General features: G+C 44.2%; 10 protein-coding genes and 1 CRISPR repeat array. Of the genes, 9 read left to right on the top strand and 1 reads right to left on the bottom strand.

The genetic code is table 11. From position 1 onward, the window contains the following. Positions 1-98: 98 nt before the first annotated feature. The 3 genes from EO95_RS16410 (at position 99) to EO95_RS16400 (ending at position 7,907) form a co-directional block, all read left to right on the top strand. On the top strand, positions 99-3,014 hold the full coding sequence (locus EO95_RS16410; protein WP_156164090.1) for an Ig-like domain-containing protein: 2,916 nt from the start codon (positions 99-101) through the stop codon (positions 3,012-3,014). A 206-nt stretch (positions 3,015-3,220) separates the two neighbouring features. Then, entirely contained in the window at positions 3,221-7,291 is a 4,071-nt protein-coding gene (locus EO95_RS16405) for a hypothetical protein (protein ID WP_048136480.1), read from the top strand. Next, positions 7,248-7,907 carry a sarcinarray family MAST domain-containing protein gene (locus EO95_RS16400; protein ID WP_327037178.1) on the top strand — a complete coding sequence of 220 codons (660 nt, stop codon included), beginning with the start codon at positions 7,248-7,250 and terminating at the stop codon, positions 7,905-7,907. Before EO95_RS16405 ends, EO95_RS16400 begins: the two co-directional genes overlap by 44 nt. 80 nt (positions 7,908-7,987) lie before the next feature. Here the strand turns inward: EO95_RS16400 and EO95_RS16395 are convergent, their stop codons facing one another. Next, a complete protein-coding gene (locus tag EO95_RS16395) occupies positions 7,988-8,245 on the bottom strand; it encodes a ferritin family protein (protein WP_235283072.1) in 258 nt (85 codons plus the stop codon). A gap of 405 nt (positions 8,246-8,650) precedes the next feature. Between EO95_RS16395 and EO95_RS16390 the strand changes: the two genes are divergently transcribed. The 6 genes from EO95_RS16390 to EO95_RS16365 all read left to right on the top strand — a co-directional run bounded on the left by EO95_RS16390 (position 8,651) and on the right by EO95_RS16365 (position 23,544). Beyond that, a complete protein-coding gene (locus tag EO95_RS16390; protein ID WP_048136479.1) occupies positions 8,651-11,209 on the top strand; it encodes a CRISPR-associated helicase/endonuclease Cas3 in 2,559 nt (852 codons plus the stop codon). Continuing rightward, complete coding sequence (csx17, locus tag EO95_RS16385; protein WP_048136478.1) at positions 11,202-13,430, top strand: type I-U CRISPR-associated protein Csx17; 2,229 nt, start codon at positions 11,202-11,204, stop codon at positions 13,428-13,430. The genes EO95_RS16390 and csx17 overlap by 8 nt, the downstream gene beginning before the upstream one ends. Position 13,431: 1 nt before the next feature. After that, positions 13,432-14,478: a type I-U CRISPR-associated RAMP protein Csb1/Cas7u gene (gene cas7u, locus EO95_RS16380; RefSeq protein WP_200895062.1), complete on the top strand. Its 1,047-nt coding sequence runs from the start codon at positions 13,432-13,434 to the stop codon at positions 14,476-14,478. A 4-nt stretch (positions 14,479-14,482) separates the two neighbouring features. Next, the gene (csb2, locus tag EO95_RS16375; protein ID WP_048136477.1) at positions 14,483-16,117 is read left to right on the top strand and encodes a type I-U CRISPR-associated protein Csb2; all 1,635 of its coding nucleotides are present in this window, start codon (positions 14,483-14,485) and stop codon (positions 16,115-16,117) included. 183 nt (positions 16,118-16,300) lie between these two features. Next, positions 16,301-18,214: a CRISPR direct-repeat array (repeat unit 35 nt; unit sequence TTTCCACAATCGCAAGGTTGTGGCAGAATTGAAGC). Between the two features lie 162 nt (positions 18,215-18,376). Then, positions 18,377-20,323 carry an exonuclease SbcCD subunit D gene (locus EO95_RS16370; protein ID WP_048136476.1) on the top strand — a complete coding sequence of 649 codons (1,947 nt, stop codon included), beginning with the start codon at positions 18,377-18,379 and terminating at the stop codon, positions 20,321-20,323. Beyond that, a complete protein-coding gene (locus tag EO95_RS16365; protein WP_048136475.1) occupies positions 20,320-23,544 on the top strand; it encodes a DNA double-strand break repair ATPase Rad50 in 3,225 nt (1,074 codons plus the stop codon). Before EO95_RS16370 ends, EO95_RS16365 begins: the two co-directional genes overlap by 4 nt. The last annotated feature ends 5 nt before the right edge of the window (positions 23,545-23,549 follow it).

Here is a 23,549-nt window from a genome sequence, read left to right as displayed (position 1 = left end):
TATTTCTGTTAATCTCCCTATTCTCATGCATGGTATCAGCTAAAAGCGTGAGTGTATCTGATGATGAAATTAATAATGAAGTCCGTGAATTAACTTCAATGGCAACGTCCCATGGTCCCGGAAATATACTACTGGTGCCGGAAAATAACCTTTTTTTGGTTGCAGAAACATCTGGGCTTGAGTCCCGGACTCTGGAGAGGGATAAAGTCGGAACCTCCGGTTCACAGCTGGATGTATTACTGGTAGGGGCAGATGACAGTGCTGATTCGCTTACATCCATTCTGACAGGATTCCCTGACATCGGAACGGTGAACTTCTTTAATGCCGCCTCAGGAACTCCGACTCTTGCCGAACTCCAGCAGTATGATGTTGCAATAATATGGTGTAATTACCCGTACGATGATAAAGTAGCACTCGGTAATGTACTGGCAGACTATGTTGATAGCGGAGGAAAAGTGATTCTCCAGGTAGCTTCCTGGTATGGACCTACCTGGAGTCTTCAGGGGAGGATAATATCAGAGGGATACAGCCCATTTGTGCAGGACGGGGATAATGGCAATCACTATTCAACTGCGTCTCTTGGCCTGTATGATGCATCTCATCCCATCATGAAAGGTGTGAATTCCGTGTCTGATTATTACCGGGATAGCGTGGTACTGACTTCCGGAGCGGAACTGGTAGCTAAATGGGACGATGGTGAGGAATTTATTGCTACAAAAGAATCGGTTGTCGGGATCAACTCATGGCCAGGTGATGGACATCCATGGACAGGAGATTACCCGACAATAATACACAATACCATTCTGTGGTTTAATCCAATAACGATACATTCACCAAAGGCTATTACAAATGACAGCACTCCTCTGTTAAATGCGACTTTTGACCCGGATTTTAACCCGGCGGCTCTGGCATGGTATGTGCTTGACGGGAATAACGGGACTGAACAGGCTAACACAAATAACCTGACCGTCACGTTACCGCAGCTTGATGATGGAATGCACAATATAACAGTTTATGCAAGGGACTCAGAAGGAAACACCAGTGAAAAGACGCTGGACTTCCTTGTGGACACAATTGTACCGGCAATAACCATCGACCCTGTGGCCTCCCCAACCGGCTTTAGCGTTCAGACCATCAACGGGACTTTTGTTGAAGAAGGGGCAGGAATCGAGTCAATAGTTGTTAACGGCATTAATGCGTCAGTAAACACCGAGGCTCATTCTTATTCGGCACTTAGCGTGCCTCTGAATGAAGGGAGCAACACTATAACCGTGGCAGCAACGGACAAAGCCGGGAACATCGAAACTAACACTACCCTGATAGTTCTGGATACGATTTTGCCCACAGCTACAATAAGTGCGCCTGTAAACAATGCCTGTATCAGAGGGGCTGTTGAGCTAATCGGAAATGCAACTGATGAAGCCAATTTCAACAATTATTCCGTAGAATGGTCGGATGTCGCCGGGGTCAACTGGACGGAAATATACAGTTCAACAACTGCATCTGAAGGGACCCTTGCTACCTGGGACACAATCGCTTTGACCGATGGAGAATACACCGTCCGGTTGATAGTTACCGATAAAGCGTCCAATACAAACACAAGTACTGTTGATGTCAAAGTTGATAACGAGCTTCCTATAGCAGAAATATCAGAGCCTGTAGAAGGTGCATATGTGTGCGGGAACATCAGCATTAATGGGTCCGCAGATGATGAGGATTTCAAAAACTACATGGTAGAATGGTGGAATGCTACCAGCCATTCGACAATATCCAGCTCATCCACCGGATTATCCGGGGAACTGGCTGAGTGGGACACAGGTGCTCTGGCAGATGGGGATTACACAGTCCTGTTGACAGTTATGGATATTGAAGACAATATGAGCACAGCAACAGTAAATGTTACAATTGACAATACCCTTCCTGTTTTGAATATCACAAAGCCTGCCAGGGACAGGACCTGGTTTGTTGACAATATTGTAAAAGGTACGGTATCGGATGCCAACCTCGAGTCAGCGGTCCTGGTCGTGAAGAATGAAAAAGGTGTCGCGGTAAGCCGGTACAACCTCAGTCTCCAGGATAACAGCTTTAGAGAGCTTGTGGAATACTGTCCTCTCCAGAACAATACGCTGGAGTTAATTGCACATGATCTGGCAGGTAACTCCAATATCGCCAGGAAGACAGTATACATTGAAACCGATACTGTACAGGAAAATGTACCCATCGTCAATGAAAGCGAAGCAGTAGAAATTGACGCTGTCAATGAAACTGACACCGGAATAGAATTTGTTTCCAGCGTCAATGCAACTGATGTTACTTTCAAAATAACCGCAATAACAAACAAAACAGAGATGGAAGACTTAAACAGTTCGGCATTCAGTGAACTTGCTGTAGGAAGAATGGTTGAGATAGAAGCTACTGGCGGCCTTGACGGTTCGAACGAATCCCAGGTCCAGTATGTGCTTATCTCCCTTTACTATAGTAAGGATGATCTCGACCTGGATGGGGATGGAGAGATCGGTCCGGGAGACCTCAATGAAGATGACCTTTCAGTTTACTGGTATAATGAGACAGGCGGCAGCTGGACGAAACTCTTAAAAGGCAATCCGGAATGGGTGCTTGATTCCGGAAGATCTCCGATTACAGAGGACAGGCCCGGATGTGTGTGGGTAAAGGTCAAACACTTAAGTTGCTATGCATTGATGGCATCCCTTATCCCGGAAACAGTGCCGTATGAGCCAGATAGCCACAATGGGGGGTCCGGTACAGGCCATGCCGTGATTATCCGCAACAGCGAAGATCCAACTGCAAACGGCCAGGATACTGGAGTCACAGTCGAAAAAGTATCCATCATGGAAATAACTCCTGAAAAACCGGAAAGTTCGGAAGAGGAAACTATGAGAGCGGAAGTTCCGGATGAAGGGAAGTCCGAAAGCTCTCCCAGCTTTGGATTAATATCTGCAACAGCAGGATTTGCTGTTTCAGCTGTTTACTTGAGGAGACAGATGCTTAAATAAAAAGCATTTCTTCCTTTTTTCTTCTCTTCTGTTCTTCTTTTCCTTTTTTCTCTTCTTTTTTCCTGTCTATCTATTTTTATCTTCCAAGTAAGTAAATTTATACACAAATATATCTTTTTCTACCCAAAAATAATTAAGGAAGAAAGCTGAATATTTTAACTTACTTTGTTAATTAATTCTCATTGTTTTTTGAGGGGAACGGGCATATGGGATGTATACCGTTAAGGAGAAATTCATCTTTCATTCGGAATACCGACGCCTATATTCCATATGCCATAATCGGAATTTTCATTGTCCTTGCTGCAACCTTTACCTCGGTCTACCTTTTGAAAATGGACAGCGAGGTTGCCGAAACAATCTATACTACAGAGAAAAGCGATCCCAGGCAGACGGCTATATCCCTTGCGGCATCTGACCTTGCTCGCTGCCTTAACTATGCCGGAACGGAAGCCCTGGAGTGGCAGGGAGAACATCCTGTGATCCTGCCCGATGGTACTCCGGTTGAAAGGTTCTCTGAAGATCATTTTATGGTAATTCCGCAAAACCAGAACCTTGAGAAGGTAGACACACTTCAAATCTCCATAAACCTGCCCTCAGATGTCTGGGGAAAAGTCGAATCACTATGGAAAAACAGGGACGTTGTTCTGGTCGTAAACGACTCTGCAGGACAGGAAATCAAACGTGTGAACTATGGGCAGGCTACTGGTTTTCTTCAAAAAGTTTCCTTTGAAGAATATCTGGAAATTCCGGAAACTGCAGAATCCGGGTATGCATCCATTGAACTCTATTATGGAGACGAACTCAAAGCCTCAGACTGGTTCCGGATTGAAGCAAGCCCCATAAAGGATATTGCGGCAGAGGCTTTTAACCGGCTGCTTTCGGCAAACTACCAGGGCAACAGCCACACTTTCATGGAATACGCCATTAATGTAGAACCTTACATAGAACCCGAGCAGATAAGGGTAAGGAAAGTTAACGGGACCCTGCAGCGGGAAATTTCTCCCTCTGGCAAAAACTATGCGATTTACTATATCTTCGAAATTCCTCTTTTGAACTACACCCTTGTAGATCTTGAATCCGGAGAAACGCTCAACATGAGTATGAACCTCTCCACCCTTATCACCTCAAGGGAACCTCTGCTCGAAGAACTTGTCAGGGAATATGAAACCGCACTTGGGACATCCTCAAGCCTGGATTCCACTTCCAATCTCGTACTCGGGGCAACAAACCTGAGGACTTTCATCTACGGCCCCTGGCAGCACTATGCACATGGCCCTCTCAATATTCTGACCAACCCTGCCCTTGCAAGTTCGGTTAACGGAGCCACTCTCTATACTCAAAAAAAGGTTTTTGACTCGGTTGACCCCCTGGCTCTTACATACACCACTTACTACAACGGAAAGGTCCTGTATGAAGACATCCGCGCTTCCAGCAATTCAAAAACCAGCCCGAGCCTTCTGAACTCAACCGGTTCGAATGCTTCCGGAATCTTCTATGAAGCAGACGAAGGCGTAAACCTTACGACTACCTACGCTTCCCTTGCAGCAAACAGGTCTTTTTCCCTGGATGTTGAGGGGGGCATAGAGCAGTCTCTTGAAGAGGTAAACACTTCCTATGAGGAGCTCTCCGAATATTCGGAAATAACAGTCTCAGCCTCGGACTACACAGAAGGAGTCATCGACGGCTGGGTCTTCAATGACCATGTGTGGGAAGAGGAAACCCCTGACCTTATCCATGATGTTGCAGACAGCGTTTACACGGCTCCGGTTCAGGGACAGATTTTAAGGGACGGTCTCAACTCTCCTGACCCTCTGGCTTCAACAATCACAGCGGATTTTGACCGGGATTCGGTTTCATACAGCGGGCATGCCGTTAGCTGGGACTCTGATTATCTTACATCGGGTACGCATGCAGGGTCACGTGTGCCCTCTTACTCCTGGAGTAACCCTGTTACAAACTCCTATTCGGAGACTATGGATCCTGAAATAGATCCTCCAAGAGGGAAGCTGAAAAGCTGGTATATTACGGATGCCTCTGTTAGATTGAGTTCCGTGGAAATAACCGACGTAAGAGTCGAGCCCCATTACGAGTACAGGGGTAATGACGTGCTTGTTGCCGAGTACAGGACCGACGACGGCTATCTCAGTAGAGAGGACCATATTTTTGATTGGGGCATCCGGTATGATATATATTATAACATCAGGACAACCTGGAAAATTAATTATGACTATACATACAAGTATGTCTGGCACACTATCGTCAAGCATAAGGATGGCACCAGCACCACAGAAGCACGTTATGCCATATCAAGCGGCTCGGATTTGGAATTTGTAAGCAAAACAGACCCCGAATCCCTTTTCCACACCGAAACAGAATCCGAAAATTTTACGATAATTTACCACCAGCGCCCTCCCACAGGAGGATACACGGGAATATCAACCTATACCGACCCAACAGAAAGGGAATACAGGAAAACAACCTTGTACACTGCCGGTGCAGAGAGGTTTGACCCCTGCTGTTCCGACGCCGCAGACAAGTACAGGGATGCTTATGTGAATATCAGGACGCTCGAAAGCGCTTTCTGGACTTACCCTGACGGGATGTATCTCGCACAGCGCGCCGTCAACTGCGATATCCCACCCTGGCTGCACAGGGTGATGGCTGAAGAAGTGCTGGCAATGCTTGATGCTGTTGAAAATGACAACCCCACCTTCAGCTACTCTCTCCTTGACTCTCCGGGCCAGGACCCTACAGACCTTCAGGTGGAAACTGCCGAAAAACTAATTTTTGACCTTGAAGCAAGCCGGGAAGCCTACGTAAATAAAGAGCAGCACCTCACCTCTTCCGGAGATATGTACGCATCCAGCGACTCCGCCCGTTACATTGCAAGAAACGAAGCCTACAACAGGTTGCTGGACGACATCGAGCAGAAGAACAAAAAACTGGATTCCGACCTTAACTCCTACATCCTTGATGCCCTTGAGGAAAAAGGCCTCAGTACCGGCGCGTTTGACAGTGTGACCTCAGGTCCAATGACCCTTTTTGATAACCCTGCAATGGATATGGCTGCCTCCGCGCTTGGGCAGGAAATGGGCATCATCTCCACAATGAAAGTCACAGGCCAGCCCGAAAGCAAATACAACTGGACTGAAAACCTGACCCTCATCGTTGACCAGAAGCCGAACTACCTCTACCACGACCCGGACTTCGACCTCAGGGGAGAATATGAGTGGGCTGATTCCATGGGTGGGAAAACAATCTACCCCCTCGGCGTCCGGAACACCTGCATTTTCACAACCAACATCTCCGAAGAAATTGCAGACGCCATATCCTCAAGCGGCGAATACGTAAAAACCGAAACCGCACAGCAGATCAGCCAGAGCATTTCCACCCTGAACACAGAAGTTTACCTGCTGGAGCAGAACCTCAGCGAACAGGAAATTTCCCTGGACACAGCCCGACTTAACACGGAAATCTACAACCTGAAACTTGTCTATGCCCGGGAAATGAGGTATCAGATTACTGAAGCGGTAGCTTCTGAAGTCAGTTCAAACCCTGTTATTTCCGGCTGGATCGAGGAAGACCGCGTCCGTGCAGTCACAGCTGGTTATCTTAACAGCCTCTCCGATGAAGAATTAATTGAAAAATCCACTACAGACCAGCTCGCAACCGAACTTGCAGCCATAGTAAAAACAGAAATTCAGAACTCAAACCCTTCGGTTGAACCCGATGAACTTGAAGCTACTTTGAACAGGGTCGACACAGACGTTAGAATGGGAGTTGCAAGCGGTATCTGTGCAGTCACAGAAAGCAAAGGTGAGGCTATTGACGTTCTTTTTGGGAAAATTGATGGTGAGCTGAAAAATATGGCAAATGAAACTGTGGATAGTTATTCGGGAGAGGTAGCAGACAAGATCACAAAAAGGCTGGACAGGACTATGGCAGCTGTTCCTTGCGGGCTGCCTGTATTGCCTCCGCACTGGGTTTTTACGGTTAATGTGTGGACGTATGAGATTGTGGGGAAATATCAAACGTTTACCGTTATTGATAATGATAATGAGGTGATTCCTAAACCTTACTTTGGGCATAAGGGGCAGAAGTATGTTAGAGAGCAGCAATCGATCACACTTAAAGGAGAATATCTAGGTGAAAACAAGCCAATTACTTTCAGATTCAATGGTTATGCTTCAACGATTGTTGGTTCTGGTCCTAAAGGTGTAGGAGACAAAGTGGATGGTACTACAGAAGAGTCTGCAGGTTATCAAGATCTATTATAATAAATGGTGGTTAATTGTGGATTTAAGAGTCATTATAGGTTCTGGACTTATTCTTTTACTGTTTGCAGGAGTTGCATCTGCAAGTAGTCAATATGGTTCGATTGATGTTTATTACAATGATGAGATATTACCTGGTAAAGAGGTTGCAAAACCAACACTCAAAATTGGAGAACCTTTCACAGTAAGAATTGAAATGAACCTTAATCAAACCAGTACTGTGTTTGTGAAAGTTTGTAGTTTGGGGGGAAACTTCTTTGAAGTTATAGAAGGTCCGTCGGAGTTTGAAAAAACAAAATATATGAAGTCTTTAGATCCTGGAAAACACGTTTTTGAATGGACACTTATACCTACTGATGAGTGGGCTGGAGGTTCGATTCCAATAAATTTCTGGTACCAGATTAACCTTATCGGAGAAGATGAACCTGCTGTAAAAGGAGAATTCACCGCCGCTTACTGTACTATTTCCGACGAACACTACAAAGGCGAAATTCCCACTTCTGAAAACCATCCAGTTTCAGAAACCGAACCTTCGTCCACATCTGCATCCACGCCAGCCTTTACACTCCTCGGCGCGATTTCAATTCTTGCATTGGCTTTTGCCCTGTTCCGAAGGTGAAAATCCTGCCTGGAAACTTATTTTTGGGCTTATCCTATTTACATTCTAAAAATACGAAATTCAAAAAAGTAAGTTTTGAGTTATAGGATAAGCTCGCCTTTTGGAAATTCTCTAAAAACTGTCATGCTGTTTGCGACAAAGCCCCCGTTGAGGTGTTTCAATGCTTTGTAATGGTCGCCTGCATGTACGTATTCGGCATGGGAGATTGCACGGAATAAGCGGGCTACGTTGGTGAATTTTTCTTTTTCAGCCTGGTTCCCAAAGTGCAAGTATCTCATGTGTGCCTGGCTTTCCCCCCCAAATGCATTGATCAGATGTTGTTCTGTCATTTTTTTCATTTATAAACCCCCTTTTCAACAAAATTCGCTAATTTACTAGTTTCAGACTTACGCGTTCATGCTGTTATTTTTCAGTTCAACTGTGTAATTCCTAGTTTGTCTCTTATTTGAGTTTAGAGCATAAAAGCCTTTTAGTTCGAAAAATGCCTTAAAGCAGTTGCTTTGGGTGGTGCTATTTGGGACCGTAAATTGAGGATTTGATGCTATTGATTTCTCAGTTCAACCACGTAAGTCCTACATAATATATTTTCTCCAATTGTAGAAATGGATCGAGTTGTAAAATCGTCTATAATTCTTAATTTTTACCCACGGAAATTCAAAAACGAACATTTAAATAGTAGAAATTTTTTATTTATTTTGGGAAGTATATTTATTTTTCAAATTAGTATCTTTTGAGGGACGAGCTTGAACCTCGATTATCAACAATTGTTTTACAAAGCCACAGGGCTTGAACCTTTTCCATATCAATGTAATCTAGCAATTCAAGAAGATTTTCCTGAGCTTATAAAAATTCCTACAGGCGCAGGAAAGACAGCTAGTGTTGTACTAGGATGGTTATGGAAAAGACGATTCGCAGAAGAGAGCATCCGTGCCCAAACACCAAGAAGACTCATATACTGTCTTCCAATGCGTGTTCTCGTTGAACAGACGTATGAAAATGTAATTTCATGGCTTGACAGACTTGGACTGCTTGCTGGCAGCGTGGATTGGAAATGTCCTGAAGAACAAACTGGACTTATCAGATATTTGCCTGAATCTGGGAAATCTTCAAATGATGGTGTAGAGCTAATTTCAGTGCACCTCTTGATGGGTGGAGAAGATGCAGGAACCTGGGACGAATATCCTGAAAGAGATTCAGTATTGATTGGAACTCAGGACATGTTAATTTCTCGGGCACTTAACAGGGGATATGCATCCAGCCGTTTTCGATGGCCTCTGGAATTTGGACTTCTCAACAACGACTGTTTGTGGGTAATGGATGAGGTTCAATTGATGGGTGCCGGACTCCCTACATCCACTCAAATGGAAGCTTTCAGGCGGGATTTTGGAACATTTGGTAATCACCATACTATCTGGATGAGTGCCACATGTGAACAGGAATGGATAAAAACAGTGGATTTCAAGAAGTCTGAACTTAATCAAATGAATCTAAGTGCTGAAGACGCTAAAGTTGAGAAGCTCCGTAAAAGGTTGACAGCTTTCAAAAAGCTCGAGAAAATTCCCATAGCTCTTACCAGCACGAAAAAAGAAGATTTCTCTAAGGAATATATAGACAAACTCAGTATACTAATTCAGGATCTATATCAAGAAACAGAGTCTGCTTCTTCTATGATTATTATACTCAATACTGTCAAGCGTGCCCAGGATCTTTATCAGAAATTAATCCGGGAATATCAAAGCAAATCGGGTACATATATTCCAGATATATTTTTACTACATGGAAGATTTAGACTTCCTGAAAAGACTCAAATATTTGACAGTTTCAAATCATCTGACAATAAAAGTAAAGGAAAAATTCTGATTTCTACACAGGTTATAGAAGCCGGAGTCGACATTTCAGCTCATACTCTAATAACTGAGCTTGCACCGTGGAGTAGTATCGTCCAGAGATTTGGTAGACTTAACAGGTATGGAGAATATAATGATTCCAGAGCTCTTTGGATTGATATAGACACCGAAAAAACAGACTCAGAGTCAAGAGCCCTTCCATATAGTACTCAGGATCTTAATATTGCACGCTCAATGCTAAATAAACTCAATGAGGTATCACCACAGACACTTGATAATATTACTCAGCCTCCAACGGATGTTCAAAGGCATGTAATCAGGCGTAAAGACCTTATTGATCTTTTTGATACTACAGCGGATCTGACAGGAAATGACATTGATATCTCTCGTTTCATTAGAGATTCGGAAGATAGAGATGTTTGGGTCTACTGGAGAAAATTGGAAGGAAATAAACCGCCAGAAGATTACCCTGGACCGTTAAAAGAAGAGTTATGTCCGGCTCCTTTTGTAGATTTTAAAGTCTTTTGCAAGGGTAAAAGAGAACATACGTGGTTATGGGATTATCTAGAAGGAAGATGGATTCATCCAGACCCCAACAAGATCTACCCAGGTCAGATTTTTTTGCTAAGTTCAGATGCTGGAGGATATGATCTCAACCTTGGGTGGTCAAAAGACTGTAAAGATTACGTGCTCCCAGTTCTTTCTATAACTCTTGCAGACCCCAATGATTCTACTGACAGGGATCAAGGGGCGTTTTCCCGAAAATGGGAAACCATTGCCAAACATGGAGACAATACTTTAAAACAGATGGAAAAACTGCTTTCTAATTTAGAACCAATAGCTTCGGAGCATGCAAATACTTTGAAAAATGCTGCGTACTATCACGATATAGGAAAAGCGCATGATGTGGTCCAGGAAGCTTTTCTGTCCAATGTTGGTGAGAATCGAAATGTTATGAAAAGAGAACTCTGGGCAAAATCAAACCAGCAGAAAAACATCAGATATGAGAGAAAACATTTCAGACATGAATTAGCCTCTGCCCTTCTCTTGCTTCAAAACGCAGATCTCATTGAAAAACTTGAGGTAAATAACAGTAACTTGTTTGTATATATTGTAGCTGCACATCATGGCAAAGTCAGATTATCCATAAGATCTGTTCCCGGAGAAACCATACCAGATAATTTGGAGACAACAAGATTTGCAAGGGGTATCTGGGAGGGAGATATTATTCCTGAAATTGATCTTGGGAACAATGTGAAAATACCTTCTACAATCCTGGATCTCTCCCCGATGGAGATTGGAATGGATGAGCACGAAAATCCATCATGGCTGGAGAGAATGTGCGAACTGCGTGATAGCAAAGATCTAGGTCCTTTCAGACTAGCATATCTTGAAGGCCTTGTGCGTATTGCTGACTGGAGAGCCAGCTCTCTTCAGGGGGAATCCGATGAATAACAGTATAGAACTGAAAGGCTGTTCCACAGATACTTTTACTGATTATCTCAAAGCTCTGGGAGTTTTCAAGATATTTTCGCAGCAGAAAGATGGGAGTGCAAGAGCGTATTGGAAAAACAACCGATTTGTCATTAACACAGCTTATGATTCTGACGCAATGGTTGACTTCTTCCTTCACGAATATGCTCCATCACCTTTATTCAGGCCATGGGGAGGTAGAAGTGGATTTTACAAAGGCTCTTCAGAAAAAAGTGCTCGAGATGCGTTACTTCCCTTAGTCAATTCAAAAGATAGTAGATTTGATCCATTTAAAAAAGTTTATTATGCTTTCCAAGAGTTTAGTGATTTAAAAGGTATTACTGAGAAGCCATCAGATGACGAGCTTATAACGTTTTTGGAGAATTTAAGGTCCCAATTGCCAGAAGATATTCTCGAATGGTTGGATACCTGTTATGTTCTAACAGGTGATAATAGAATATATTTGCCTTTATTAGGAACCGGGGGGAATGAAGGAAGTGGAAATTATTCTTCAAATTATTTGCAGGCATTGAATGAGGTTTTAATTAAGAAAAAAGAGAAAGAGGCAAATCAACTTCTAGAACATTGCCTTTTTTCAAAATATACTCCCAAACTTTCTAACCTCAGTATTGGCCAATTATCTCCAGGAGCGGTTGCAGAAGCAAATTCCACAGAGGGCTACAGAAGTAAAAGTAAGCTTGTAAATCCATGGGACGTTGTTTTCTCCATGGAAGGAGCTACTTTGTTTGCAGGCTCTGCAAGCAGACGTTTTGGAGGTAGTCGGGGTACTTCTGACCGTAATTTTGGCTCATTTCCGTTCACAGTATTACCATCAGTAGCTGGTATAAGCCATATTACGTTTAAAGACAACTTTAAAGATCCTAATAAAAAAAGCGATTACAAGACTTTTGAAAATGAATTCTGGCTTCCTTTATGGAATCGTCCAACTAGTTATAATGAAATTACATATCTCTTCCACGAAGGGAGAGCGCAAGTCGGGCGCAGACCAGCAAATAATGGGCTTGATTTTGTGCGTGCAATTTCCAGTTTAGGGGTTGATCGTGGAATTGATTCCTTTGTCAGGTATGCAAGATTAAAACGGCAGGGTAGTGGAAAAAATGCAAATGCTCTGGCAATACCTCTCGGAACTTTTAAAGTAAAGCAACAAAAAAATGTAAACTTAATTGAAGAGCTTGATAACTGGCTTAACATTCTCCGTAATAAGTGTTCTTCAAAGGAAAGCGTTGCTGCTCGATATAGCTCTAATCTGCGATCTATTGACGAAGCAATATTTTCTTTTAGCAAGTATGGAGACGTTTTACATTTTCAGAATCTTCTTATTGAACTTGGTAAAGCAGAGAGATCTTTTGCTTCGGCAGGTGCTAACAGGCCGATAAGACCCCTAAATGATCTTTCTCCTTCATGGATAACTGCGTGTGACGACGGAAGCGTAGAGTTCAGAATCGCCTGTGCGGTCGCATCGGTTTATGACAAAAAAGTTGGGTCTATAAGACGTCAGTTAGAACCTTCTGAAATAATAAAGGGTGGTAGACTCGAATGGAGTAATACCAGAACAAGTGTGGTATGGAGTAACAGTGACCTTTGCAGCAATATGAAAGCAATCTTGCAGCGCAGAGTTCTCGAAGGAAAAATGAAAGGCAGTAATTTTACTCCGATAGGTGGAAGAGTAGCAGTCAGTCTGTCGGATATAAGCAAGTTCATAAGAGGAGAAGTAAACGACCAGAAAATATCTGACCTAATGTGGGGGCTTTCCACTATAAAATGGAAATATTACGACAAAGAAAAGCACCGAGAGAGATGGAATAGTGGAATAGATGCAATGATTCCGAGAGCATATGCGTTCCTTAAACTGCTTTTTATTCCTGGAAACCTCATTTTTGAAAATGAAAGATGGGGACTTAGCTATGATGAAAAAAAAGGTATACATTTGCCTTCATCACCTGAAATCTTGAGGGTAATAGATAGTCAGCAGGATAAGGCATTTGAACTAGTTACCAGGCGACTGAAAGCTTCGGGGCTTACCCCACTAGGGGTTCGAAGGAACATTGGTACTGCTCCAGATTTCAATGTCGATACGGAAGATAAGGAAAGGATAATTGCTTCTTTATTGATCCCTGTCTGGCAATATAATCTACTTTTCAAATTAGTATTACACTCACCAATAGCTAAACAAGAAATCTAAAATGACAAAGAAAGGAGAGATAGATAAAATGACAGATATCAAGACAGTATTGGAAAATCTGAATGGCAAAACCAGGCTTCTTCTGGAAACTGATTTAGAACCTATTCAAAGCTACCGTTTCCAGCCGACAGGATTTCCTGATCTTGGAGCTGCTCAATATCAGGCACCTAATGGGGTCAACATGCTACTTGTGGAGTCATCCCAATCGATGGCCAATAGGATGGAACTTGTTTGCTGGGATGAGGCTAAGAAAGATCTTGTAGCGCCTCTGAAGGGCCTTCCGTATATTCGGGTAAAGCTTGATGAAGACGGCGCAACGACGACTTCTATAGAGGAAGCCCACCGAATGAACTCTGAGTATATAGCGAAAATTCCAACTTTTAAGAAAATTCTGGAAGATGAGTTAAAGATTCAGAAAGAAAAACCGATCAATTATCCTTTACTTTACAAGACACTGTTAAAATATGACCCCAATACACTCATACATGGCATATTCTTTGAGGAACTGGATGGCAGAATCAAGTTAGCCAGAACTCTGTCAGGATTTATAGAGGCTTCAGGAGTAAAAGCCGTTCAAAGCGGAGGAGTCAAATTCAGCCATGTGCAACCTGCCGTAAAAGGCGGAGAAGGAAATGTTCCTTATGCAAGAGTAGAGTACACCGCTGAAAACATCACAGCATATTTCAACCTTGATCTTTCAGCAATAAGAAGTCTCGGGCTCGATAATGATGCCGAAAAACTCTTGATCGTTCTGTCGCTCTACAAGATAAAGAAGTTCCTCGCTGAAGGTTTGAAGCTCAGGACAGCATGCGACCTCAAATTGAAGGGCGAAATAGAGTCAAATATTGAGAAGTTTACACTGCCTCCATTAAAAGATTTAGAAGTGGAAGTAATGGAATTAATTGAAAAGTGTACTGAGAAGAGCCTCTTCGCTAATCCATCAGTAACTGAACTGGTTTATGTAAAGGTATCGAAAACCGATAAAAAAGATGTGGAAGAAGATAAAGGAGAGATAAACGAAAATACAGAGGAAGAGAGCGAGGTATAATACGATGTTTGCTCTCTCGTTTCAGTTCCTTGCAGGAAGATATCACTCTACTCCCTGGGGAAGGCATGTAAACGAAGGGGTTCCAGAGTGGCCTCCATCTCCCTGGAGGATATTACGCACAATCATTGCTACATGGAAATTAAAGGTTGATGCTGAGGAGAAAGATGTCAGAGACCTCCTCCTGAATCTCCTCGAACCACCTGTATTTTATTTACCTGTAGCAACTGTTGGGCACACACGACATTATATGCCCTGGGACAAAGGAAACAAAGGGAACTGGCATGCTTCCAAAACTTTAGTTTTTGATACCTTTGTAGCCGTGCCAAAGAAAAGTCCAGTTATTGCAGTTTGGGAAAATGTGTCTCTGGATGATAAAGCTCTAAAACTTATAGGAGAGTTTGCAGAAAATATATCGTATCTTGGAAGAGCAGAATCCTGGTGTGAGGCTGAGATAATTGAGGGAGAGAAGCTAGTTAATATCCTTAAAGGGCTTGATAACTACTCAATTTCAAAGCCTCTGGCCGAAGACGGTATCCTAAGTAGCTCCGAAGAAATTGTCAATATCCTCTGTGCGGATGAGGGTATAAATCCAAAGATCTCTTTAGATGAGCTTGATAAGAAAGGCAACAGCAAGCATCCTCTTCTTATAAGGACGTCCACACTAAGAACCCAGATTAAAAACCTGAATCCACCTATGAGCAACTGGGTTCAATATACCAGGTCAGAGGACTGTTTTGAACCTTCTAAAACCAGCTATACAACAGTGAGAGAAGAAAAGAAAGTACATATAATCAGGTTTTTACTTGATTCAAATGCCCTTCCTCCAGTAACAGACAGCCTGAAAATTGCAGACATTGCCCGCAGTACAGCTATTTCAGCATATGGAAAAGGCCGCAAAAAAACCTCTATTCTTTCTGGAAAAGATGATGATGGGAATCCACTGCTTAGCAATATGCACACTTTCTACCTACCAAGTGATGAGGACCGAGATGGGAAACTGGATCATATAACACTGTACGCTTCTGGAGGCTATGATGAAGACCATCAGCGTGCTATTGCAAGGATGGAGAGGTTATATGGATACAATTTGAAGAACGATGTTAACCTTCTGTTGCTGGGCATGTTTGATTCAGACCAGTGGCCTGAAACCCAAAACAGTACCCTTTTATCGTCTTCTAGAATATGGAAGTCCTTCACACCATATATCTTGACTCGGCATCCAAAAGTTACCCGCACAGGTCAGTGGAAACTCAAAAACATTCCTGAAAACGTTGAGATAAAAATTCCTGAAAACCTTGCATATTATGCAACTAAAGAATACCTGATGCTTGAATATGGAATCCTTCCGGACCTGTCTGGAATGCAGATCGACGGTCCAGCCTCTCAGCTTCTTCTTTCAATAGATAAAATGGGATTGCCACAACCGTCTTCAATTGAGCCCATTCCAGCCTACGAAGAGAATGGAGCAATAAAGCAATGGCTTACCTTCAAGCGTTACAGGAGTGGTAAACATGCTCCTCCATCCGGAAATCCTTATGGGTTCCGCATTACTTTCCCAGAAGAAATAAAGGGTCCTGTAGCACTTGGGCATGGATGCCATTATGGGCTTGGCATTTTCATTCCTGATGACCAATTTTGATGATTTATTCATATATTCTTAAATCTGGGATAAGCAGCCCTTTTCCCGGGTCCATCTGAACCAGACAGATGGTAAAGTCAAATGGCGAATGAGATACAAACGACGCTGTGACTTGGGAATACCAGAGCTTATGCTATGGATTGGACTGATATACTCTGCATTATTTCATTAGATTTCGTTATGCTTCCACAATCGCACGGTTGTGGCAGAATTGAAGCCCGTTTGCGTTTAGTTCGGAGGTATATTTGATATCTCATTTCCACAATCGTAAGGTTGTGGCAGAATTGAAGCGTGTATTGCACCTTCGGCATTACATTTGCCGCTGGTTTTCCACAATCAAATGATTGTGGCTGAATTGAAGCAGCGGCATGTTATATGCAGGGACACCATCATCCGAAAGTTTTCCACAATCATAAGGTTGTGGCAGAATTGAAGCTAGGTCAGCCGGTGCTGGTTCTGGCTTGCCGGTGTATTTCCACAATCGCAAGGTTGTGGCAGAATTGAAGCGGGGATTTCTACTTTAGTCATTGTTAACCTCAGTATGTTGTTTCCACAATCGCAAGGTTGTGGCAGAATTGAAGCGCCCTCTACACATTCTAAAACAATGTCAGAAACAAATTTCCACAATCGCAAGGTTGTGGCAGAATTGAAGCAAACCCTGGCTGAAAGACCTGAGAGCTGACACAAAAGATTTCCACAATCGCAAGGTTGTGGCAGAATTGAAGCAACTGGATTGCATACGAAAAAAGCCTTGACATTACAATTTCCACAATCGCAAGGTTGTGGCAGAATTGAAGCAGGGACCCAGGTCGCAGCCAGCCCGGCAACCGGAATATTTCCACAATCGCAAGGTTGTGGCAGAATTGAAGCTGGGATTATGCCCTTTTTTGCGACCTGCACTTTATCATTTCCACAATCGCAAGGTTGTGGCAGAATTGAAGCGCGTTTTCCGAACGAGAAAAACTCACTGCTGTTAACATTTCCACAATCGCAAGGTTGTGGCAGAATTGAAGCCCCTCCTTCTCCGAATCGGACTTTCAAAACATCATCAAATTTCCACAATCGCAAGGTTGTGGCAGAATTGAAGCATGTAAGGCCCGGCAATTGAGGAAGTATCAGAAGATTTCCACAATCGCAAGGTTGTGGCAGAATTGAAGCGACCTGAGCAAAATGGACAGTATCACTAACATTAGAATATTTCCACAATCGCAAGGTTGTGGCAGAATTGAAGCCAGTTCGGGAAAGCTGAACATGCTTCAGGTGCGATATTTCCACAATCGCAAGGTTGTGGCAGAATTGAAGCTTAGATGTTCTTTCCAATACTTTTTATCAAGAGTGTGATTTCCACAATCGCAAGGTTGTGGCAGAATTGAAGCATCTCCTCGCTTTTCGGGTATGGCTGCAAAATATAAAATTTCCACAATCGCAAGGTTGTGGCAGAATTGAAGTGGGCCGATGTCTTTTCAAGCTCTACAGATACTCAACTTTCCCACAATATTATGTCTGTGGCAGAATTGAAGCGAATTTGATGCCGGACAATGGAGAATGCATTTAAGCAAATTTCCACAATCGAACGATTGTGGCAGAATTGAAGTTCGTCTAGGTTAGTATACCCAACTAGGGCCCCCGCCGTTTCCACAATCACAAGGTTGTGGCAGAATTGAAGCAACTTATAGAAAGTGACTAATGCAAATCCCTTACAAATTTCCACAATCGCAAGGTTGTGGCAGAATTGAAGCTTCACAGCTCAACGCGCAGCCAACCGGATAGAAGAATTTCCACAATCGCAAGGTTGTGGCAGAATTGAAGCTCAAAATTGCACCCGGGATGGTCTCTATACAGAGTATTTCCACAATCGCAAGGTTGTGGCAGAATTGAAGCTTCTTGCGAATGGGAATTCTGAGAGAGCAGGAAGCCCATTTCCACAATCGCAAGGTTGTGGCAGAATTGAAGTATACGTATTGGGGAAATTGGACTTTTAGGATTAGATTTTCCACAATCGCAAGGTTGTGGCAGAATTGAAGGTTGCCAGCTGCTAGCGGAATTCCGAGGGTTTGATTTGTTTCCATAATCATTTGATTGTGGCTGAATTGAAGCATGATAGTTATAAGCTATTACAACGGGAGGGTTATGCGAATGATCCAGGTTTCTAACGTTGGAGTGTTAAATTCACTTATTCGGCTGAAACGTGTTTCTGTAGAAATGAGTTAAATACTAATATACAAACTCTTATACCGTTAAAACCAGAGACTGATATTCATGGTTCAGGAAACAAGGATACTCCACACAGCAGACACGCACCTGGGATACCGGCAGTACCACAGCGAGGTACGGAGGCAGGACTTTTTTAAGGCTTTTGAGGTAGTCATTCAGGACGCGGTTGACATGCAGGTTGATGCTGTCGTGCATGCGGGGGACCTTTTTGATTCGAGGAACCCGACCCTTGAAGACCTCCTTGAGACGATGAACCTCCTGTTCCGGTTGAAGGCTGCGAACATACCTTTTTTTGGAATTGTAGGGAACCACGAGAGCAAGCAAACTACCCAGTGGCTGGACCTCTTTGAGGAAATGGGGCTTGCGGTAAGGCTCGGAAAAACACCCCAACTGGTAGGGGATACAGCAATATACGGGATAGACAGCGTCCCGAAGTCAAAGATTCCTCTTTACGATTATTCAGGGTTTGAAGTTCCGGAATCCCTGCCGGAAAACTGCAGGAACCTGCTTGTAATGCACCAGACCGTGCAGCCTTTTCCTTATGCGGACTGGGACTGCGCCGAGACGCTTGCAAACCTTCCTTTTAAGGTTGATGCGATTCTCCTCGGGGACTACCACAAGTACGAGAAAATAAAGGTGGGGGAAACCGAGACCTGGGCTACATACCCGGGCAGTACCGAACGCAACAGTGCATCCGAAAATGATCCCCGTTCTTACAATATTATCACTCTTTCCGGGGAGGGGTTGGAAATCAGCAGACGGACCATCCCTACCCGAAATTTCCTGTTCATTCCGGCAAAACTTGACGGGGAAGAAAAGCCTTATGAACAGATTTATTCTGCCGTTAACGAGCACCTCGAAGAGCTTCCGGACTCTGTTGTGTTCCTGGACATCTCAGGAGACTCAGGCCCAGTCCTTTCCTTCAGTGAGATTGAAGAATACCTGTTGAGCAAAGGAGTGCTGGTGGCAAGGGTCAAAGACCTCAGGATAAAAGAGGCCCTCCTCGATGAGGTTGTGAAAGTTGCATTTTCCGACCCTGACCATGCGGTTGCCGAAGAAATCAACAGGCTGAGCTTAAACGACGGCGGGCTGATAGTCGATGAGATTATCCGGAACCCGGGTGTGTCAAGGTCAAGGGTGGACGAAGAAACAGAGAGCCGGCTTTCGGGATTAATTGAAGCACTGGATTTCAAAGACCCTAATTTCAGGATAGAGATTCCTGTCAGCCCTGTAATCCCGGTCAGCTCTGCCAGCCCTGTTAGCCCTGTCAGGATTGGAGAGCCTGAAGAATTCAAACCGGGGGGTGCGGCTGAACCGGTTGAAAATCCAGAGTCCGCCGGAGGGGCTGAATTTGCGGCGGCAATTGCCGAAAAATCTAAATTCCTGAGGGCTTTTGCAAGAATTGAAAGCTCCGAATCTCTCAATAATAGTTTTGAAGATTCTGATGAGAGTCCTGAATCTCTTGATAAGGTCTGTGAATCTCCTGTTGAGGGTCATGAACTTCCTCATGTCCCCGTAATATGTGGAAATACTGAATCACTTGAATCCGCCGGTTCATGTGAAAATGCTGAATCTGTAGGGGCATCCGTAGAGATCGAAACGCCCAATACTGCTGCTAATTCTTTGGCTGAAGCCCCCTTCCCATCCGAGATTTCGCAGGAAACTCCCGGAACCCCTGTAGAAATCCCTCCAGTAATCCCTTCCGAAGGTGGAAAAAGAGCTGAGCTAGGGATAGATGCCGGATATAAAACCGAAGCAGAAGACGCAGAGGCTGGGAAGCTCCCCGGGTCCGGGAGAGAAACAAGTCCCGAAAAAGATGGAGAGGGCAAAACCGAAAAGCCTGCGGATGAAAAGCCTGCGGATGAAAAGTTCCCGGATGAAAAGCCAGCTCAGGCTCCGGATAGAGCCGGGAAACCGGTAAAACAAAGCCAGAAAAAAGGAAAAGAAAAGCCTGCTGTGCCCAAACAGTATAACCTTGGTGATTACCTGTGAAGCTGAAAAATCTGTACATAGAAAATATCCGGAGCTACAAAAAGCTGGACTTCACTTTCGAAGACGGAGTAACCGTAATTTCCGGGGTAAACGGGAGCGGGAAATCAAGCTTGCTCGAAGCCTGCTTCATGGGGCTTTTCGGAAGCAAGATCCTTTCAAAGGACTTTGTGCTTGCGGACATGATCTTTAAAGGGGCCGAGAATGCAAAAATCAACCTCGGCTTTGAACATATGGGGCGGGAATATCTTCTGGAGCAGGCTTTCAGGTACTCTTCGAAAAGTGAAAACGCTTCAAGCTCAAGGTGCGTGCTCTATGCTGACGGGGAGAATATTGTCGACCAGGCGACCCGCACCTATGATGAGGTCTGTTCCCTCCTGAACATGGATGAAGAGGCGTACAGGAACTGCGCTTACATCCGGCAGGGGGAAATTGATGTGCTTATCAATGCAAAGCCAAAGGACAGGCAGCGCATGATTGATGACCTGCTCCAGCTCGGAAAGCTTGAAGAGTACCGCGAAAGGGCAGGCTATGCGAAGACGGCTGTCAGAAGGCTTGAGAGGGATGCAAAAAACAGCCTTTTGGGCGTGAAAACCGAAATCGAAGGGCTTGAAGGCACGGAGCCTGTTGCAGCCCTTAACAGACTCAGGCAAAAAGTGAAAGAAACTGACACTGCCTTAAACGAGTTAAATGGAAAAAAAGAATTTGCGGCTTCACGTAAAGAAAAACTCGACCTTATGATTGCAGACTACAGGGAACGCCTGCAAGAAATTGAGGCTTTGAAACAGGCTATCCATAAGTCTCAGGAAGATAAGGCTGGCTGTTTCAGGGAAAAGGAAGCTTTTTCAGGGGAAGTGCAGGGACAAAGGCGTGTTTTGCTCGAACTCGGGGACGAAAATGCCGGTTTGAGAGACGAATACGGTTTTGGAGACCTCGAAATTGAAGCTCTGCTTTTGCGCCAGGAAAAAGAGGAGTCCTCTGCCAGGGAAAAAGTAAATGCCGCATCAAAAGAACTTGCCCTTCTCCTGAAAGAAGAAGAAACCGGCTTACAGGCATTAAGTGAGCTTGAAATAGAGAGAGTTGAGGCTGAGCGTACCCTGATTGATTGCAGGGCAAGTATCGGGGCTGCAAATAAGGAAATTGAAGGGCACAGGGAAAACATAAGGAAGCTCGAAGAGGAAAACAAAGGGCTGAGGGAAAAAGCAGGCTTTAAAGCAGGAGCCGGGGCTGCTGATGAAATCGTTTCAGTCATAAAGGAACTTGAAGAAAAGGAAAGTCTTCTCAGGGATCGGAAAAATGAGGTTTCGACAAAGCTTGGCTTCGCCTTTAAGGAAAAAGAAACCGGCAATCTGAACTTACTTGAGCTTGAAAAGGAACTGCAAAACAGCAGGGCTGCAGTCCTGAAAGGAAGTACGGAAATCGAGGTTCTTGAAAAGGAACTCAATAATAACTCAAAGGAAGTACTGGAAGTCCAGGAGCAGAAGTCCGGGGTTTTAGCGGGGCTGGAGGGGCTCGGCTTTACCGGAGACCAGCTCGAAAACCTGGAAGATTTCAGCGAGCTTCTGCTGGAAAACAAAAACAGGCTGCATGGGAAAGAAAAAGAGCTTGAGGCTACTTTAAGGGAACTTGAAAACAGCCTCCGTAAAAACCGGGAACTGCTTGCTGAGGGGAAGTGCCCTACCTGCGGGCAGGAACTTAAAGGGTCAGAAATCGCATGTACAACAGAAGAATGCGAACAGAAAAAAGAAAAGCTTGCCTCGGAACTTACGGATATAAAGCTCCAGAACGCTGAACTTGAGAAAAAACTCAACCGGCTCAAGGATGCAAAGAAGCTGGAGAAGCGAATCTCCGATTATGACATTGAAATTGAAAAGCTCCTGGAGAAGGCAAAAGCTTCCGGGAAACTGATAGAGACCCACAGAGCCCGGATAGAGGAGGACTCCCTGAAGCTTGAGAGCCTTGGTAAGCGAAAACAGGAACTTGAAGCCGCAATGAGTCAGCTCCTCCCTGACATTAAAGCTCTGCAAGATCAGGAAGAGACGGCTCAAACCGCGCACAGTGAAGGTGAAAAAGCTCTCCGTGAGGCAAAAGCTTTTGAAAGAAAGCTTGCCGAAAATGCCTCTGAAATTGAAGCCCTGAACGGAAAAATCCGGACATCTCTTGCGCTTATAGAAAATTACGGGCAGAGGCTTGGAGAACTCAATGAAAAATTAAAGGCATTTGCAGAAAAGGAAGCCCTGTCAAAAGAAAAACTCAAAGCTCTTGAACTTGCCCTTGAAGCTATGCGGAAAAAGGAAGATGAAGCAAAAAGAGCCCATGCCGAAAGTGAAAAGCTTCTCGGACAGGCCAAAAAGCTCCAGGCTAACCTGCTCCGCATGGAAAATCTCAAACATAAAATCTCCGAGCTTGAGACTGCCATAAGGAACCTGGCAGAAAAGGTGGGTTTCTTTGACCGCGAGATCATTGAACGCAGTGAGAGGATAAGGCAGCTGAAAGAAAAACTGGAAGGAAAAGAGCTTGAAAATCTTCAGCATGACCGCGCCCAGTTTGAACTTGCCCATACAAAAATTATAGAGAAAATCCGGGAAACAACCGCTGAAAAAGATGTCCTTCTTAAAGAAATCGGCATGATTGAAAACAGCTTAAAACGCCTCAGGGAACTCAAAGAAGAACTGAAGGCTCTTGAAAACAGGCGGCTGTACCTTGAAGCTGTATACAGCAATGCCGAAGAGCTTGAAAATACCTATCTGCGCGTCCGGGCTGATATGCGGGCAAGGAACATAGGTGCCCTTTCCGTCCTCTTAAATGAGATGTTTGGCTTCATGTATACAAACAATGCTTACTCCCATATCGAGCTTGACCCCGAGTACAATCTGACTGTCTACAGAAAAGACGGCACCCCCCTCGAGCCCAAACTCCTCAGCGGAGGTGAGCGTGCAATCTTCAACCTTGTCCTGCGCTGTGCCATCTACAGGCTCCTTGCCCTTGGTTTTGCCGGAGACCGTGCAGAAGGGCTTCCTCCTATGATCCTCGACGAACCCACCGTTTTTCTGGATCGCGGGCACATCCAGCAGCTTTTGAAACTCATAGACATGATGCGCAGCATCGGAGTAGGCCAGATCATAGTGGTCTCCCATGACGAGTCCCTGATCGATTCGGCAGACCATGTCTTCCAGGTAGAAAAAGATCCTCTTACCAATATGTCCTCAATTACAAGGCTCTGAAAAGT

This window comes from Methanosarcina sp. 1.H.T.1A.1, from assembly GCF_000979295.1.
In the GTDB taxonomy this organism is placed as follows: Archaea; Halobacteriota; Methanosarcinia; order Methanosarcinales; family Methanosarcinaceae; genus Methanosarcina.
The sequence above is the reverse complement of the archived record's forward strand: the minus strand, read 5'-3'. Positions and strand labels throughout refer to the sequence as shown.